Below are 14,939 nucleotides of genomic sequence, written 5' to 3' on the forward strand. Positions count from 1 at the left end.
GCCTGACGTTGACGGGAGTGCCCGGATCCCGGGCGGACTGATCGAACACACGATCGACGCTAGGCCCCGGCGGCCGCGGCGGCGAGAGGGTTCCGCGCAATCTGTGGACAACCCGCCCCTTGGGGACAACTCGGCCGTCATCGCAGGTGACGCGCCGGAATTTGTCGGGGCACGCGGTCATACTGACAGGTTTGGCCCGCAGCACCGGTGATCGAAAAGCGTTCGCCCCCGCCGCGGGCATCCGCTAGACCTGGTAGCCGACCGCCGAACGGGAGCTGCCGCAGCCGTGGACCACACTGACCTGACCGTGCGCCCGATCTCCGGGCCGGAAGAACTTGATCTCTTCTGCCAGCTTTCTTACGCCCTCGACCACGAACTCGCCGACGATCTCGCCACCGGCCGGCGCAGGCCGGGCTGGATGTGGGTCGCGCTGCGCGACGGCGAACTCGTCGCCAGGGCCGCGTGGTGGGGTCGCGCCGGGGAGGCTGTCCCGTTTCTACTGGACTTTTTCGATCTCGAGGACGTGAGCGTCGGTGCGCGGCTGCTCCGGACCGCGATGGCGGAGATCCTGCCCGCAGACACCAGGCGTCCGGTCTACCATCGGATGATTCCCGTTGAGTGGCGCGAAAAAGCCGCGACCCGGCGCGTGGTCGGAGACCGGATGGCCGCACTCGAACAGACCGGGGCTCGCCTTCTCGCCGAACGGCTGCGTTTCGAATGGCGTCCGGGGACTCCTGTAGCCCCGCCGCGAAACCGCCTGACCTTCCGCGAGATCCGCGACGAGGACGAGGTCCTCGGCTTGATGACCCGCGTCCTGGAAGGGACGCTCGACGCCCACAGCCGCGACGACCTGACCCGAATGTCCGCCCGCGAAGCGGCGATCAGGCACTATGAGGACGAACTGGCGCATTACCGCAGTCCGCGGGATTGGTGGCGAGTCGCCACGCTGCCCGACGGCACGCCGGTCGGATTCGTCACGCCGGCCCGCAACGACTACAACCCGATCATCGGGTACCTTGCGGTCTTGCCCGAGCACCGCGGCAACGGCTACATCGACGAAATTCTCGCCGAGGGCACTCGAATCCTTGCCACACAAGAGGTTCCTCGTATCCGGGCGGCGACAGACCTCGGCAACATCCCGATGGCGAACGCGTTCCGGCGCGCTGGCTATGTCAACTTCGAGCGCACGATCACGATGGCCTGGCCGTGATCCGACGGGAACCTTGGGAGCGCGCGGTCGCGCACGTGGCCGCGTTGGCGACTGGCGGTCCGGCTGATCCGTCGTGGCGGGTCACGCTGCATTTCCACCCGGACCGGCTGGTCGGCGGGGTGCCGATCCTGGAGTGCATGGCACGCGACGGCCGGTACCGCTCGCAGTTCGAGACCGGAGTCAGCAACGGCGGACTCACCGCGCATCCGGGAGGGGACCGCTGGCGCTGGGAAAGCCGGTTGTTCGCCGGCACCTACGACGACGTCGGGGCCGCGCACCGGCCGAAATACGGGTCGCTGAATTTCCGCGGCCGGAAGGTGGGCGGCTCGCCGCGGTTCGGGTCGGCGTATCTGCGGCTCGCCCGGCACACGATGTCCCGCACCACTTTCAGCTATCCCGACAGCGTCTTCGAGCCGACGGCTTTCGGCGTCGAAGCGCATCTGTCCGGCCTGGTCGCGACGGCTGAGGCAGACGACAAAGATTTGCTGGACGACTACATCGAGGCGCAGGTGCACGGAGACCTGGACCTGGCCCGGGACGTCGAAGCGCTGGTTCTCGATCCGTCCTATCGGGGGACGGAAGTCGAGGCTGCGGCCAGAAAACTGGGTACGGTCGAATGGCACGAAGGGTTCCGGCTCACCACCGAAGAACTGCTCCGGCACCCCGATTACCGAGGTCCGGAGTTCACCGCGCTCGGTGCGGAACTCGCCGAGGACGGACGCCTCGACCCCCGCATCCTCGGGCACGCCACGGGCCATGACGAGCAAGATCTCAAACGCGTCTGGCACCTGCTCGCGCGATTCGGCAACCAGGAACTCGGCTAGGCGCGCTGCACGACCACGCCGAGCACGCCGGGACCGGTGTGCGCGCCGATGACCGCGCCGATCTCCGACACCACGCATCCCCCGGCGCAGCCCGGGATCGCTTCCTCGAGCCGGTTCGCCAGTTCGACCGCTCGCTCCGGCGAGGCGAGATGGTGCACCGCCAGTTCGACCGGACCGGTACCGGCCGCTCGCACGGACAGCTCGACCAAACGCCCGATCGCGCGGTTCATCGTGCGTACTTTCTCCAGCGGCAGGATCCGGCCGTCGGACATGTGCAGCACTGGTTTCACCGCCAGCGCGGTGCCGAGCAACGCCGCGGCCGAACCGATCCGGCCGCCGCGGCGCAGGTGTTCCAGCGTCTCGACCACGAACAGTGTCGAGGATCGTTCAGCCGCTTCTGTTGCGGCTGCTTCGACTTCGGCTGGGCTGGCTCCGGAAGCGGCGGCGTCCGCGGCGTGCAGGGCAGCGAAGCCCAAACCCATCGCTGTGGTGCGGGAATCGACGACACGGACGCGATCAGAGCCGACTTCTTCCGCCGCCAGAACGGCGGCTTCCCAGGTGCCCGACAGCTCGCGCGACAGGTGCACGGAGACGACGGCGTCCGCGCCCGCGTCGAGCGCGGACCGGAATTCGGTGGCGAACTCGGCCGGAGTGGGCCGTGAGGTGGTGACGATCTTGCGCTCCCCCAGCGCTTCCGCGAGCGCGGCGGGGCCCATCTCGACGCCGTCGAGGGAGCACACTCCTTCCACCAGGACGTGCAGAGGCACCACCCGCACCGAGTGCCGCTCGGCGAAGCCTTCGGGCAGGTGCGCGGTGGAGTCCGTGACCACGGCGACCGACACGTGGTCAGCCTACGTTGCCGGAGCCGAGGTGCGGCGCAACCAGTTTCGCCATCGCAGTGCCGACAGCTTCGTGCCCAGCCCATCCCCAGTGCATGCCGTCGGGATTTCCCGCGCCGCTCAAGACATGTTCGCCAACCACGCCGGGCGTGTCGAGCAACGGCACTTCGCGTCGCGCAGCCCACGAAGCGATTGCTGCAGCCGCTTCAGCGCGTCCCGTGTGTACGCGGCCGTACGCATCAGCGCGGTGCACCGAAGGCATCATCCCGAACACAGGAAGCTCAGGCCGCAACGCGCGCAACGCCTCAACAGACTGGTCCAGGTAGCTGACACTCAACCGCGCAGGGAGCACGCGAGGACGTCCGCGCATCACGACAGACAACCGTGGCTGCGCAGCGAGATAAGCCCCGCGTACGACGCGACGCACACCGTCGGGGCGAAGGTAGCGAAGCCCTTGACGCAGGTACGTCGGCAACGGCGACGGCAGCGTGTCCATGTGACCGACAGCGAGCACGACAGCGTCGACACGGCGCAGATCCGCCCATACGCGCGGGTCACCGGTGAGCGACCACCACAGGTCGCGCGCGGTCCAGCCGATGCCGGCGACGAGATCGGCTTGTCCGGACAACGCGTTCGCGGCGACGTTGGGCCACAAGCGCGGATCGTCGGCCGCACAAGGGCCTTCGGGGCCGTGGAAACAGAGTGAATCGCCGAAGACAAGCAGCTGCGGGCTCATCGGGTCAGCCGGTGATGCCCGCGTTGTACGCGTGCAACCGCCACTTCCCCTCGCGGTGGCCGAGTTCGACCCAGTGGCAGTTCATGATCCCGCCGAGCGACGGCCAGACCTCGACCGGAAGGCCGAGCAGCTTCGCGGTGAGCGCGAGGATCAGCCCACCGTGCGAGGCGAGCAGGACCGAGTCCCCGGGGTCGGCGTTCGGCTGCATCAGGTCGCTGACGACCTCGGCAGCGCGTTCGGCGACCTCGACCCGGGACTCGCCGCCCGGCGGAGCCCACGCGGCGTTGGTGCGCCACAGCTCGCGGTCGCCCGGATAGCTCTCGTCGACCTCGGCTCCGGTCAGGCCCTGCCACTCGCCGAGGTGCGTCTCGCGCAGCCGCTTGTCGATCTGCAGCGGCACGCCGATCGCCTCGGTGAGCACCGTCGCGGTGTCGGTGGCGCGGCGCAGATCGGAGGCGATCACCAGGTCCGGCGCGAACCGCGCGAGCGCGGGCACGGCGAACCGCGCCTGGTTCCAGCCGACCGGGGTCAGCGCCGAATCGAGGTGTCCCTGCATGCGGCCGGCGGCGTTGTAGTCCGTCTCGCCGTGCCGCCAGAGCAGCAGCCGCCGCGGGCTCACGCCTCCGGACCGTCCGCGTCGTCGGTGTCGTTCGCGGAGACCGCCGCCAGCCCTTCGACCTCGATGCGCGGGCAGTCCTTCCACAGCCGCTCGAGGCCGTAGAACGAGCGCTCGTCCGCGTGCTGGACGTGGACGACGACGTCGACGTAGTCGAGCAGCACCCAGCGGCCCTCGCGGGCCCCTTCGCGCCGGACCGGCTTGTGCCCGTCCAGGCGGAGCTTCTCCTCCACGTTGTCGACGATCGCGCCGACCTGGCGCTCGTTCGCCGCGGACGCGATCACGAACGCGTCGGTGATCACGAGCTGCTCGGACACGTCCAGGACGACCACGTCGCTGGCCAGCTTGTCGGCCGCCGCGTGCGCGGCCGCCACCGCCAGGTCCCGTGCCTCGGACGTCGCTGCCACAGTGCTCCTTCAGATTTCGGGTATGCCCGGACGAGGGTACCCGGTCAGGCCTCGGCGTCCTTGCGGTAGAGGTCCTTCTTGGCGATGTAGCGCACAACGCCGTCGGGCACGAGGTACCAGACCGGCTCGCCGCGCTCGACGCGTTCGCGGCATCCGGTGGACGAGATCGACATCGCGGTGACCTCGACCAGGCTCACCTTGCCGCTCGGCAGATGGTGCGAATTGAGCCGGTAACCCGGGCGGGTGACACCGATGAAATGCGCGAAGTCGAACAGCTCGTCGGCCTTGTGCCAGGTCAGGATCTGCTCGAGGGCGTCGGCCCCGGTGATGAAGAACAGCTCGTCGTCCGGGTATTCCTCGTGCAGGTCGCGCAGCGTGTCGACGGTGTAGGTCTGGCCGCCGCGGTCGATGTCGACCCGGCTCACCGAGAAGACCGGATTGGACGCGGTGGCGATGACCGTCATCAGGTAGCGGTCCTCGGCGCGCGTGACGCGGCGGCCGGACTTCTGCCACGGCTGCCCGGTCGGCACGAAGATGACCTCGTCGAGCGCGAATCGTGACTGGACCTCGCTGGCCGCGACGAGGTGGCCGTGGTGCACGGGGTCGAAGGTGCCGCCCATGACCCCGATCCGGCGTGGTGACATAGCCGGTGAGCCTATACGCGCGGGCACGCGAGGGCTTCCCGTCGCGACTGCGACCTAGGTCATGTTTGTGACATGAGTCACATAACTCTGCGTTGATCGCTGGAAACTGTCCGTCCGGGACCGGTCGGCTCCGGTATTGTCGGGGGCATGGGGTAGACCGGAGGACGTGGACACCACCGATACCACCCCAGCTCTCCGGACCCGCGCCGAGACCCTGCTCCGAGCGCTCGCCGGAGACAACGCCGCCCTCCGCGAGGACCAGTGGACCGCCATCGAGGCACTGGTCGCGCACCACCGGCGTGCGCTCGTCGTGCAGCGCACCGGGTGGGGGAAGTCCGCCGTGTACTTCCTGGCCACGGCGCTGCTGCGGGAACAGGGAGCGGGGCCGACGGTCATCGTGTCGCCGCTGCTCGCCCTGATGCGCAACCAGATCTCCGCCGCCGCCAGGGCGGGGATCCACGCGGCCACCATCAACTCGGCCAACGCGCAGGAGTGGGACCAGGTACAGGCGTCGGTGGCCGCGGGCGAGGTGGACGTGCTGCTGGTCAGCCCGGAACGGCTCAACAACCCGGACTTCCGCGACAGCGTCCTGCCGAAGCTCACCGCGAGCGCCGGCCTGCTGGTGGTGGACGAGGCGCACTGTATTTCCGACTGGGGCCACGACTTCCGGCCGGACTACCGGCGGCTGCGCACGCTGCTGGGCGACCTGCCGGAGGGCGTGCCGGTGCTGGCCACCACCGCGACCGCGAACGACCGGGTGGCCACGGACGTCGCCGAGCAGCTCGGCATCGGCGGCGAGACGGACACGCTCGTGCTGCGCGGTCCGCTCGACCGGGAAAGCCTGCGGCTGGCGGTGGCCGAACTGCCCACCGACGAGGCGCGGCTGGCCTGGCTCGCCGAACATCTCGCGGAACTGCCCGGGTCGGGCATCATCTACACGCTCACCGTCGCCGCCGCGCACGACGTGACCGCGCTGCTGTCCGACCGCGGTTATCCGGTGGCCGCCTACACCGGGAAGACCGATCCGGCCGACCGCCAGGCCGCGGAGGACGACCTGCTGGCCAACCGGGTCAAGGCGCTGGTGGCGACGTCGGCGCTCGGGATGGGGTTCGACAAGCCGGACCTCGGTTTCGTGGTGCACCTTGGCGCGCCGTCGTCGCCGATCGCCTACTACCAGCAGGTCGGCCGCGCCGGTCGCGGCGTCGAGCGGGCCGAGGTGGTGCTGCTGCCCGGGCGCGAGGACAAGGCGATCTGGGCGTACTTCGGGTCGCTGGCGTTCCCGGACGAACTGCGCGTCACGCAGGTGCTCAACGCGCTCGCCTACGCCGACCGTCCACTTTCGACAGCCGCGCTGGAGCCGTCGGTCGAGCTTTCCCGGTCGCGGCTGGAGATGGTGCTGAAAGTGCTCGATGTGGACGGTGCGGTGCGCCGGGTGCGCGGCGGCTGGGAAAGCACCGGACAGCTGTGGGAGTACGACCGGGAACGGTACGAACGCGTCGGAGTCGCGCGGGCGGCGGAGCAGGAGGCGATGCTCGGCTACATCCGCACCGCCGGGTGCCGGATGGAGTATCTGCGGCGGCAGCTCGACGATCCGGAGGCGGCGCCGTGCGGCCGGTGCGACAACTGCACCGGGGAGCACTGGAGCACGGCGGTGTCCGAGGAAGTCGCGGGTGCCACTCGGGAACGACTGGACCGGCCCGGGGTCGAGGTGGCGCCGCGCAAACAGTGGCCGAGCGGGATGAAAGGGCTCGACGTGCCGCTGTCGGGCCGGATCAAAACGGAGGAGCAGGCCGAGCCAGGACAGGTGCTGGGCCGGCTCACCGACGTGGGCTGGGGCGGCCGGTTGCGCGAACTGCTCGGCCCGGGCGCGACGGACGCCGAGGTGCCCGACTCGGTTTTCGACGCGTGCGTGAAGGTGCTCGCGGGATGGCAATGGGCGCAGCGTCCGGTGGCGGTGGTGGCGATTCCGTCGGCGACGCGGCCGCAACTGGTGGACAGCCTCGCGCTGCGGCTGGCCGCGATCGGGCGGCTGGATTACCTGGGAGAGCTGGCGTCCGCCGGCCCGCCGCCGCGGCAGGCGAACAGCGCGCAGCGGCTGGCCGATCTGTGGCGGAGGTTGAGCCTGCCGGAGGACGTGGCCGCGAGCGTCGCGCAGACCCGCGGGCCGGTGCTGCTGGTGGACGATCTGATCGACACCGGCTGGACGATGACGCTGGCGGCGCGGCTGCTGCGCCAGGCCGGGGCGGAGGGGGTGTTGCCGTTCGCGTTGGCGACCACGGCTTGAGGTGCGCCGGGTTGGATGGCTGGCGAATTGCAGGACGCGGGGTCGTCGGTCTCTACGAAGACAGTGGCGAACGGCGGGACAAGCGACGCGACTCCGGATCGGCCCGAAACTCGAAGTGGGACCGGGTTTGGCTACCTTCATTAGCTCTGCCAGGCTGAAACTGGTCACTAGCTGGCAAATCGAGCATGGCTGGCGTGCGTGGCGGGTAGTCACGGAATGCTGAATCGGGCTCGCATCACCTCCCGACCGATGTCCGTGCAGCCGGTAGGGTTTGCGATGTTGAAGGGCAGGAAGGGAAGCCATGGCACTGACCACGTCCCTTGCAGGTCGCGTCCGGAATACGAGTCTGCCGAAGAGCCATGCTCTTCTTCCCCTCCTGGAGGCGGTCGTCAACGGTATCCAGGCTATTGACGCCCGCTTCGGCGACGACGTCGAGCGAGGATGTCTGAGCGTGAAGATCCGGCGCAGCCCGCAGGTCGAACTAGACCTCGGGCCTGCTGGCCCCGGCCGTGCAGCGCTGAAACCGATCGTCGGGTTCAGCGTCGCGGACAACGGAGTGGGCTTCACTCCAGAAAACATGATCTCGTTCGAGACGCTGGACAGCGACTACAAGGCGAAGCTGGGTTGCCGTGGCGTGGGACGTCTACTCTGGCTCAAGGCGTTCGACAAGGTCTCGATACGCAGCGCCTACGAAGACGCTGCGGGAGACTTGCGAGGACGCCAGTTTCGATTCTCCGTAGATCGGGAAGTCGAGCATGACGCCGAACCGGACGACTTCGACGACGCGGGTACGGTAGTTCGTCTGGACGGGTTCAAAGATGCCTTCCAGGGAAGCGCGCCGAAGACCGTCGACGCGATCGCGCGTGAGATGTTCGAGCACTGCATCTGGTACTTCCTCCGACCAGGCGGCGCGCCCGAGGTGACGGTTGCCGACGACGACGAAGTCGTGTCACTCAAGGAGTTGATGAACGACTTCGTGTTTTCCGAAATGCCCACGACCACCATCGATGTCAAGGGCGAGAAGTTCGACATGGTCAACCTCTGCCTCAAGTCATCCACCCGCAATCCGACATCTCGGCTGTACTGGTGTGCCGCGAGCCGCGTGGTCATGGAGGAGAATCTCACCGGCAAAGTGCCCGGTCTGTACGGGAGGCTCAAGGACGAAACGTCCGCAGAATTCACGTACGTCTGCTACCTGTCTTCCTCTTACCTCGACAACCACGTCCGCGCAGACCGCACTGCCTTCGACATCAGCGAGCGCGTTGCGGGCGCAACGCTGACCGATGACATCTCGCTGGACGACATCCGAGCAGGCGTACTGGACGAGGTCGAGAAGATCCTGGCCGCCCCGCTCATTGCAGCTCGCGACGAGGGCAAGGCGCGTGTCAATGCTTTCGTGAGCAACCATGCGCCGAGATATCGGCCCGTCCTAGCCCGACTTGAATCGCTCGGTGTGACCATCGATCCTTCCATCAAGGACCAGGACCTCGAACTCCTCCTACATCGCAACCTGCAGAAACTCGAGGCCGATGCGATCGCCGAGGGCCAAGCGGTCTTCGCCGAAGCAGGTTCCGCACCTCTAGAGGACTACGAAAAACGGCTCTCCCGGTACCTCGAAACTCTCAAAGACATCAACCAGTCAGACCTGGCAGCATACGTATCTCGACGGCGAGCGATCCTCGACATCCTTTCCCGGCTGATCCGGTCCAATGAGGACGGCAAATACAGCCGAGAAGACGCGATTCACTCCCTTCTGATCCCCATGCGAACCGACTCAAATGAGATCGGCACGGACGCCTCGAACCTCTGGATCATCGACGAGCGACTCGCGTTCCACGACTACCTTGCCTCCGACAAGACACTCAAAAGCATGCCAATCACCTCATCGGAGTCTACGAAGGAGCCGGACATACTGGCGACGCGACTCGTCGATTCGCCCGTGCTGGCGGCGGAAGGCGAAGCTCTCCCGTTGCCTTCGATTGTCGTGGTCGAGATCAAGAGACCTATGCGGAATGACGTCACGGAGGACAAGGACCCGATCCAGCAGTGTCTCGACTACGTGAAACGCGTGCGGGCCGGAGGAGTGCTAACGGCCTCCGGGCGTCCGATCCCACGGTCTCCGGAGCCTCCCGCCTTCTGCTACATCGTCGCTGACCTCACTTCAAAGATGGTGGACAGGTGCGAATACGCGAACCTGCGCCCGACCCACGACGCCCTCGGCTACTTCGGCTTCAATGAGCCAGCCAAGGCATACATCGAAGTCATGAGCTTCGACCGTCTCGTCAATGCGGCCACGGAGCGGAATAGGGCATTCTTCGACAAGTTGGGCTTGCCTTCCAGCTAGCGCCTCGGGGCAAGCGAAGCGCTCGCACTGGTCAGACAAAAGTCAGCCTCCAGGCTGTCTTTTATGCCCCTTGAACTGCGAGACACTCCTACGAGCGACCTATCGCCTAAGGAAACGAGGTTGAGGCATACCGTCCAGGCAGGGTGACCGGGCGGCGGGATTAACCCCGTGTACGACATGGTCGCGTCGTCGGCTGGGCTACTGCAGGCACCGGCATAGCGGCGAAGCCGCAGTGTCCGAGTCGCCGCCAAACCGCCAGCATGCCAGCGCAGCCGATACGTCCGGCAACCATCCATCCCCCTCCTTCAGGCTGAACCGAAGCTGCAGTCACGGACCGCAGTGGGACAAGCACCAACTGCCATCCTGTGCCGAGATCTACCGATCTCCGGGCATTTCTGGCAAAGTCCCGTTCCGCCCGTGCGGACGTGTGGAGGTTGCCCGATGGCCGGTTCTACGACCGAAGGCGTCGCCCGGCATCGGTTGCCGGTGCGGAAGTTGTTCGCGGCCAGTGCGGGCAATGCGCTCGAGTGGTTCGACTGGACGATCTACGCGACCTTCAGCATCTACTTCGCCGGCGCGTTCTTCCCTCCTGGCAACGAAACGCTCGCGCTGATCAACACGTTCGCCACCTACGCGCTCGCGTTCTTCTTCCGGCCGCTCGGCGGAGTGCTGCTCGGGCGGTTCGCCGACGTGCACGGGCGCAAGCCCGCGATGCTGCTCACCATCTCGCTGATGGCGGGCGGATCGGTCGCGATCGGGGTGCTGCCCACGTTCGCGCAGGTCGGGTGGCTGGCTCCGATTCTTCTGCTGCTCGCGCGGATCGCGCAGGGGCTTTCGCTCGGCGGCGAGGTGTCCAACGCTTCCGCCTACCTCGGCGAGGTCGCGCCCAAGGAGCGGCGGGGTCGTTATTCGTCCTTTTTCTACATCTCCACCGGGTCCGCGGTGCTCATCGCGACGGTGCTCGGGTTCGTGCTCGCCCGCACGATGGACAAGGCGAACCTCACCTCGTTCGGCTGGCGGATTCCGTTCCTGCTCGGCGGGGTGCTCGGGCTGGTCGGGCTGTGGCTGCGGCGCAGTCTCGCGGAAACCGAGCTGTTCCACGAGAAAAAGGAAGCCGCGCGGCGGGTTCAGCGGCCGTTGCTCACCACGGTCACGAAGCATCCGAAGGCGGTTGGGCAGCTCATCGGGTTCTCGATGCTCAACACGCTTTGCTACTACACCTTCTTCAGCGCCCTCCCGTCGTTCTCGGTCAAGGGGCGCGGCGCGAACGACGTCGACGCGTTCCTCGCGCTTTCCATCGCGACCGCGCTCTTCGTCGCCCTCCAGTATCCGATGGGCGCGCTCGCCGACCGGTACGGACGACGGCCGCAGCTGCTCGTCTGGTCCGGCGCGACGGCGCTGGTGATCGTCCCCCTCTCCTACCTCGTGCGGCCCGGGCTCGGGAATCTGCTCATCGTGTTCTGCGTCGGCCTCGCGCTCTACACCGCGATGACCTCGCTCGCGCCGGCGATCATGAGCGAACTCTTCCCCACCGAACTTCGCGGGCTCGGGATCGGCGCTTGGTACAACCTCACCGTCGCCGTGTTCGGCGGGACCGCGCCGCTCGTGCTCAGCGCGCTGTCCGCGGCGGGCGCGGCCACTGCCTTCTTCTGGTACGTCGCGGCCGGGGCGGCGATCACGTTCGTCGTGATCCTCCGGATGCCCGAAACGAAGGGCAGCGAACTGCGGTAAACCCGCTCGCGCGCGGTCGGTAGGCTTCAACGATCGACTACGCGAAGGAGGGACACCGTGCGCAAGCCCGAGGTTAGTGAGGAACTGGCCCGACGCGTGGTGGCCGCTCTCCGCCGCGCGTTCGACGTCGACCTCGACCCGTCCGCGGCGCTCATCGCGGTGTCCACTCGCGACGGTGTCGACTACCAATGCAACCTCGCGATGAGCCTCGGCAAACGGCTCGGCAAACCGCCGCGCGAGGTCGCGGCCGGGATCGTCGAGAACCTGGAGCTGGACGGCGTCGCCGACCAGCCCGAGATCGCCGGGCCCGGATTCCTCAACTTCGTGCTGCGCCGCGAATGGCTTGAGCAGCGCGTCGCCGAACAGGCGAAAGACGACCGGCTGGGCGTGTCCGAGGCCGAGCAGCCGAGGCGGATCGCGCTCGACTACAGCAGTCCCAACGTCGCCAAGGAAATGCACGTCGGGCACCTGCGCTCCACGGTGATCGGCGACGCGATCAGCAGGCTGATGCGGTTCGTCGGGCACGAAGTGCTGCCGCACAACCACCTCGGTGACTGGGGCACGCCGTTCGGCATGCTCATCGAGCACCACCTGGACGAACCGTCCGGGGACCGCAGCGACCTCAACGCGTTCTACCAAGCCGCGCGCCGGAGGTTCGACGCCGACGAGGCGTTCGCGACCCGCTCCCGCGAGCGCGTGGTGAAACTCCAGGGCGGCGACCCGGAAACGCTCGCCTTCTGGCAGGAACTCGTCGACGAGTCGACACGGCACTTCAACGCGGCCTACCGCCAGCTCGGCATCACGCTCACCGACGACGACATCTACGGCGAAAGCTTCTACAACCCGTACCTGGGCGAAGTCGTCGACGAACTCGAAGCCGACGGGCTCACCGAGATCAGCGACGGCGCGGTCTGCGTGTTCCCCGAAGGCTTCACCAACCGCGAAGGCGACCGGCTCCCGCTGATCGTCCGCAAGCGCGACGGCGGCTACGGCTACGCGGCCACCGATCTCGCCACCATCCGCTACTGGACCGCCGAACGCGGCGCGACCGATCTGCTGTACGTCGTCGGCACCCCGCAGGCGCAGCACTTCGCGATGATCTTCGCGGTGGCGCGCGCGGCCGGCTGGCTCGAAGGCGTGCACGCCGAGCACATCGGGTTCGGTTCGATCCTCGGCGCGGACGGCAAGGTGATGCGCACCCGCGCCGGCGAGACGGTCAAGCTCTCCAGCCTGCTCGACGAAGCGGTCGCGCAGGCCGCGGAAATCGTTGCCGAACGCAGTGAACTCAGCAAGGAAGAGCAGCGGGAAGTCGCGCGTGCAGTCGGAATCGGCGCGGTGAAGTACGCCGATCTCTCCAGCGACCGCGAGCGCGACTACGTGTTCGACTGGGACCGCATGCTCGCCAAGGACGGCAACACGTCCGTCTACCTGCAGTACGCGCACGCGCGGATCGAGTCGATCCTCGCCAAAGCCGGAGAACCCGCCGAAGACGCTCCGGTCCAGCTGCAAGAACCGGCGGAACGCGCGCTCGCGCTTACGCTGCTGCGGTTCAGCGAAGCGATCAGTGCGGCGACGTCCGCGTACGCGCCGCACAAGCTCTGTACGTACCTGTACGACACCGCGGTCACGTTCTCGCGCTTCTACGAACAGTGCCCGGTGCTGACCGCGGAAACGCCGGAGCTGCGCGCGTCGCGGGTACAGCTCGCCACGCTCACGTCACGCACGCTGGTGCAGGGCTTGGCGCTGCTCGGCATCGAAGCGCCGCGCCGCCTCTAGCTCACCGTCCGATATGGACGAGCGCCATCAACGTGTCGGCGACCTCGTCTACCGCCTTTCCCCGCGCGGCGGACGGCAGTTCACCGCACCACGTCGGCGCCTGGCTCATCGCGGCGTGCATGCACTGCAGCACGGTGTCGACGCTGGTGACGGTGAACTCGCCGCTCGCCAGGCCTTCTTCGATCAGCGCGCGGAACAGCGCGTCGTGGCGGAGGCGGAGTTCCTTGATGCGTTCGCGTTGCGCGCTCGGCCATTCGCGGGGCATCAGGAACAGCCGCAGCGCCGCCGGATAGTCGTTGACCGCGATCGTGACGTGCTCGTGGATCAGCGCGCGCAGCCGGGCTTCCGGCGTGCCCTCGGTGCGGTCGAGCAACTGCTCCAGCCGCGCCGTCCACTCGTCGCCGAGGGTTTCGATCGCCGCCGTGCCTAGCTCGTCCTTGCTGGAGAAGTAGTAGTACAGCGAGCCCTTCGTGACGTCGAGGCGCTCGGCGACGTGCTCCAGGCTCACCGCGTCGTAGCCGCGCTCGCCGAACAGTTCGGCCGCCGCCGTCAGGATCTCCTGGATCCGCTTGCCCCGTTTGCGCTGCACGCGCTCGGACGGCGGCTTCACCGCGGCCATCTCGCTCCTCCACCTTCGTCGCTGCCCGAAAGCCTACCGGTTGACTATGAGTTCAACTCTTGACTCAACAGTCAAATTTTGTCACCGTGGTCAGAAGACAGACGGGAGCGGACGATGGAGTTCGAGGACATCCGGTACGAAATCGACGGCCCGGCCGCGGTCGTCACGATCGACCGGCCGGAGCGCTACAACGCCTTCCGCGGGCGGACGGTCGACGAGCTGATCAAGGCGTTTCGCCTGGCGTGGGCGGACAAGCAGGTGCGGGCGGTGATCCTCACCGGGGCCGGCGAGAAGGCGTTCTGCACCGGCGGCGACGTCAAACAGCGCGCGGAGACCGGCGACTACGGCCCGACCGAAAGCGGCCTGTTCGAGATCGGCTACCTGCACAAGCTCATCCGCGACCTCCCGAAGCCGGTGATCGCCGCGGTCAACGGCGTCGCGATCGGCGGCGGACACGTGCTGCACGTGCTGTGCGACGTCACGATCGCCAGCGAGACCGCGCGGTTCGGCCAAGCCGGTCCGCGCGTCGGGTCGTTCGACGCCGGGTTCGGTTCGGCATATCTCGCGCGGGTGGTCGGCGAGAAGAAGGCGCGCGAGATCTGGTTCTTCTGCCGCCAGTACGACGCGGCCGAGGCGGAGCGGATGGGACTGGTCAACGCGGTCGTCCCGCCGGGCGAGTTGCTCAAGACCGCCAAGGCCTGGGCCGAGGACACCGCCGCGCTGAGCCCGACCGCGCTGCGTTTTCTCAAGCAGTCCTTCAACGCCGACACCGACCATCAGGCCGGACTGTCCAATTTGGCCATGTCCGCGCTCGACCTGTTCACCGCCTCGCCGGAGGGCCGGGAAGGCGCGCAAGCGTTTGCGGAGAAGCGCAAGCCGGACTTCGTCTCGCACGTGATCTGGCACTGA

The 14,939-nt window shown here is 67.6% G+C and carries 13 protein-coding genes; 7 read left to right on the forward strand and 6 right to left on the reverse strand.

Annotated elements, in window-relative coordinates; all coding sequences use genetic code 11:
• Positions 1-286 precede the first annotated feature (286 nt).
• Together RPX00_RS46270 and RPX00_RS46275 are read left to right on the forward strand one after the other, a co-directional pair.
• The gene (locus RPX00_RS46270; RefSeq protein WP_406635608.1) at positions 287-1,210 is read left to right on the forward strand and encodes a GNAT family N-acetyltransferase; all 924 of its coding nucleotides are present in this window, start codon (positions 287-289) and stop codon (positions 1,208-1,210) included.
• Positions 1,201-2,034, forward strand: a complete 834-nt coding sequence (locus tag RPX00_RS46275; RefSeq protein WP_406643323.1) for a DUF3626 domain-containing protein — start codon at positions 1,201-1,203, stop codon at positions 2,032-2,034. Before RPX00_RS46270 ends, RPX00_RS46275 begins: the two co-directional genes overlap by 10 nt.
• Here the strand turns inward: RPX00_RS46275 and RPX00_RS46280 are convergent.
• The 5 genes from RPX00_RS46280 to nadD are packed head-to-tail and all read right to left on the reverse strand — an operon-like array spanning position 2,031 to position 5,276.
• Positions 2,031-2,876, reverse strand: a complete 846-nt coding sequence (locus RPX00_RS46280; RefSeq protein ID WP_406635610.1) for a DegV family protein — start codon at positions 2,874-2,876, stop codon at positions 2,031-2,033. The genes RPX00_RS46275 and RPX00_RS46280 overlap by 4 nt on opposite strands.
• A gap of 4 nt (positions 2,877-2,880) precedes the next feature.
• Positions 2,881-3,609 (reverse strand): diglucosylglycerate octanoyltransferase, encoded by a 729-nt coding sequence (gene octT, locus RPX00_RS46285; protein WP_406635612.1) that lies wholly within the window; start codon positions 3,607-3,609, stop codon positions 2,881-2,883.
• Between the two features lie 4 nt (positions 3,610-3,613).
• Entirely contained in the window at positions 3,614-4,228 is a 615-nt protein-coding gene (locus tag RPX00_RS46290) for a histidine phosphatase family protein (RefSeq protein ID WP_406635614.1), read from the reverse strand.
• Positions 4,225-4,632: a ribosome silencing factor gene (gene rsfS / locus RPX00_RS46295; RefSeq protein ID WP_406635616.1), complete on the reverse strand. Its 408-nt coding sequence runs from the start codon at positions 4,630-4,632 to the stop codon at positions 4,225-4,227. Before rsfS ends, RPX00_RS46290 begins: the two co-directional genes overlap by 4 nt.
• Positions 4,633-4,676: 44 nt before the next feature.
• A complete protein-coding gene (gene nadD, locus RPX00_RS46300; RefSeq protein ID WP_078870493.1) occupies positions 4,677-5,276 on the reverse strand; it encodes a nicotinate-nucleotide adenylyltransferase in 600 nt (199 codons plus the stop codon).
• Positions 5,277-5,442: 166 nt separating this feature from the next.
• Between nadD and RPX00_RS46305 the strand changes: the two genes are divergently transcribed.
• The 4 genes from RPX00_RS46305 (at position 5,443) to argS (ending at position 13,411) form a co-directional block, all read left to right on the forward strand.
• Positions 5,443-7,560: a RecQ family ATP-dependent DNA helicase gene (locus RPX00_RS46305; protein ID WP_406635618.1), complete on the forward strand. Its 2,118-nt coding sequence runs from the start codon at positions 5,443-5,445 to the stop codon at positions 7,558-7,560.
• 301 nt (positions 7,561-7,861) lie between these two features.
• On the forward strand, positions 7,862-9,904 hold the full coding sequence (locus tag RPX00_RS46310) for an ATP-binding protein (RefSeq protein ID WP_406635620.1): 2,043 nt from the start codon (positions 7,862-7,864) through the stop codon (positions 9,902-9,904).
• 441 nt (positions 9,905-10,345) lie between these two features.
• Positions 10,346-11,635 carry an MFS transporter gene (locus RPX00_RS46315; protein WP_406635622.1) on the forward strand — a complete coding sequence of 430 codons (1,290 nt, stop codon included), beginning with the start codon at positions 10,346-10,348 and terminating at the stop codon, positions 11,633-11,635.
• Positions 11,636-11,692: 57 nt separating this feature from the next.
• The gene (gene argS, locus RPX00_RS46320; RefSeq protein ID WP_406635624.1) at positions 11,693-13,411 is read left to right on the forward strand and encodes an arginine--tRNA ligase; all 1,719 of its coding nucleotides are present in this window, start codon (positions 11,693-11,695) and stop codon (positions 13,409-13,411) included.
• Between the two features lies 1 nt (position 13,412).
• Here the strand turns inward: argS and RPX00_RS46325 are convergent, their stop codons facing one another.
• Entirely contained in the window at positions 13,413-14,030 is a 618-nt protein-coding gene (locus RPX00_RS46325; protein ID WP_406635626.1) for a TetR/AcrR family transcriptional regulator, read from the reverse strand.
• A gap of 114 nt (positions 14,031-14,144) precedes the next feature.
• Here RPX00_RS46325 and RPX00_RS46330 point away from each other — a divergent pair, with 114 nt between their 5' ends.
• Complete coding sequence (locus RPX00_RS46330; protein ID WP_406635628.1) at positions 14,145-14,939, forward strand: enoyl-CoA hydratase-related protein; 795 nt, start codon at positions 14,145-14,147, stop codon at positions 14,937-14,939.

Origin of the sequence: Amycolatopsis sp. WGS_07, assembly GCF_045278895.1 — a bacterium.
Classification (GTDB): Bacteria; Actinomycetota; Actinomycetes; order Mycobacteriales; family Pseudonocardiaceae; genus Amycolatopsis.

Coding starts and splice junctions, on each gene's coding strand:
- RPX00_RS46315 (WP_406635622.1), top strand. CDS start 10,346: ATGGCCGGTTCTACGACCGAAGGCGTCGCCCGGCATCGGTTGCCGGTG.
- octT (WP_406635612.1), bottom strand. CDS start 3,609: ATGAGCCCGCAGCTGCTTGTCTTCGGCGATTCACTCTGTTTCCACGGC.
- nadD (WP_078870493.1), bottom strand. CDS start 5,276: ATGTCACCACGCCGGATCGGGGTCATGGGCGGCACCTTCGACCCCGTG.
- RPX00_RS46310 (WP_406635620.1), top strand. CDS start 7,862: ATGGCACTGACCACGTCCCTTGCAGGTCGCGTCCGGAATACGAGTCTG.
- RPX00_RS46325 (WP_406635626.1), bottom strand. CDS start 14,030: ATGGCCGCGGTGAAGCCGCCGTCCGAGCGCGTGCAGCGCAAACGGGGC.
- RPX00_RS46330 (WP_406635628.1), top strand. CDS start 14,145: ATGGAGTTCGAGGACATCCGGTACGAAATCGACGGCCCGGCCGCGGTC.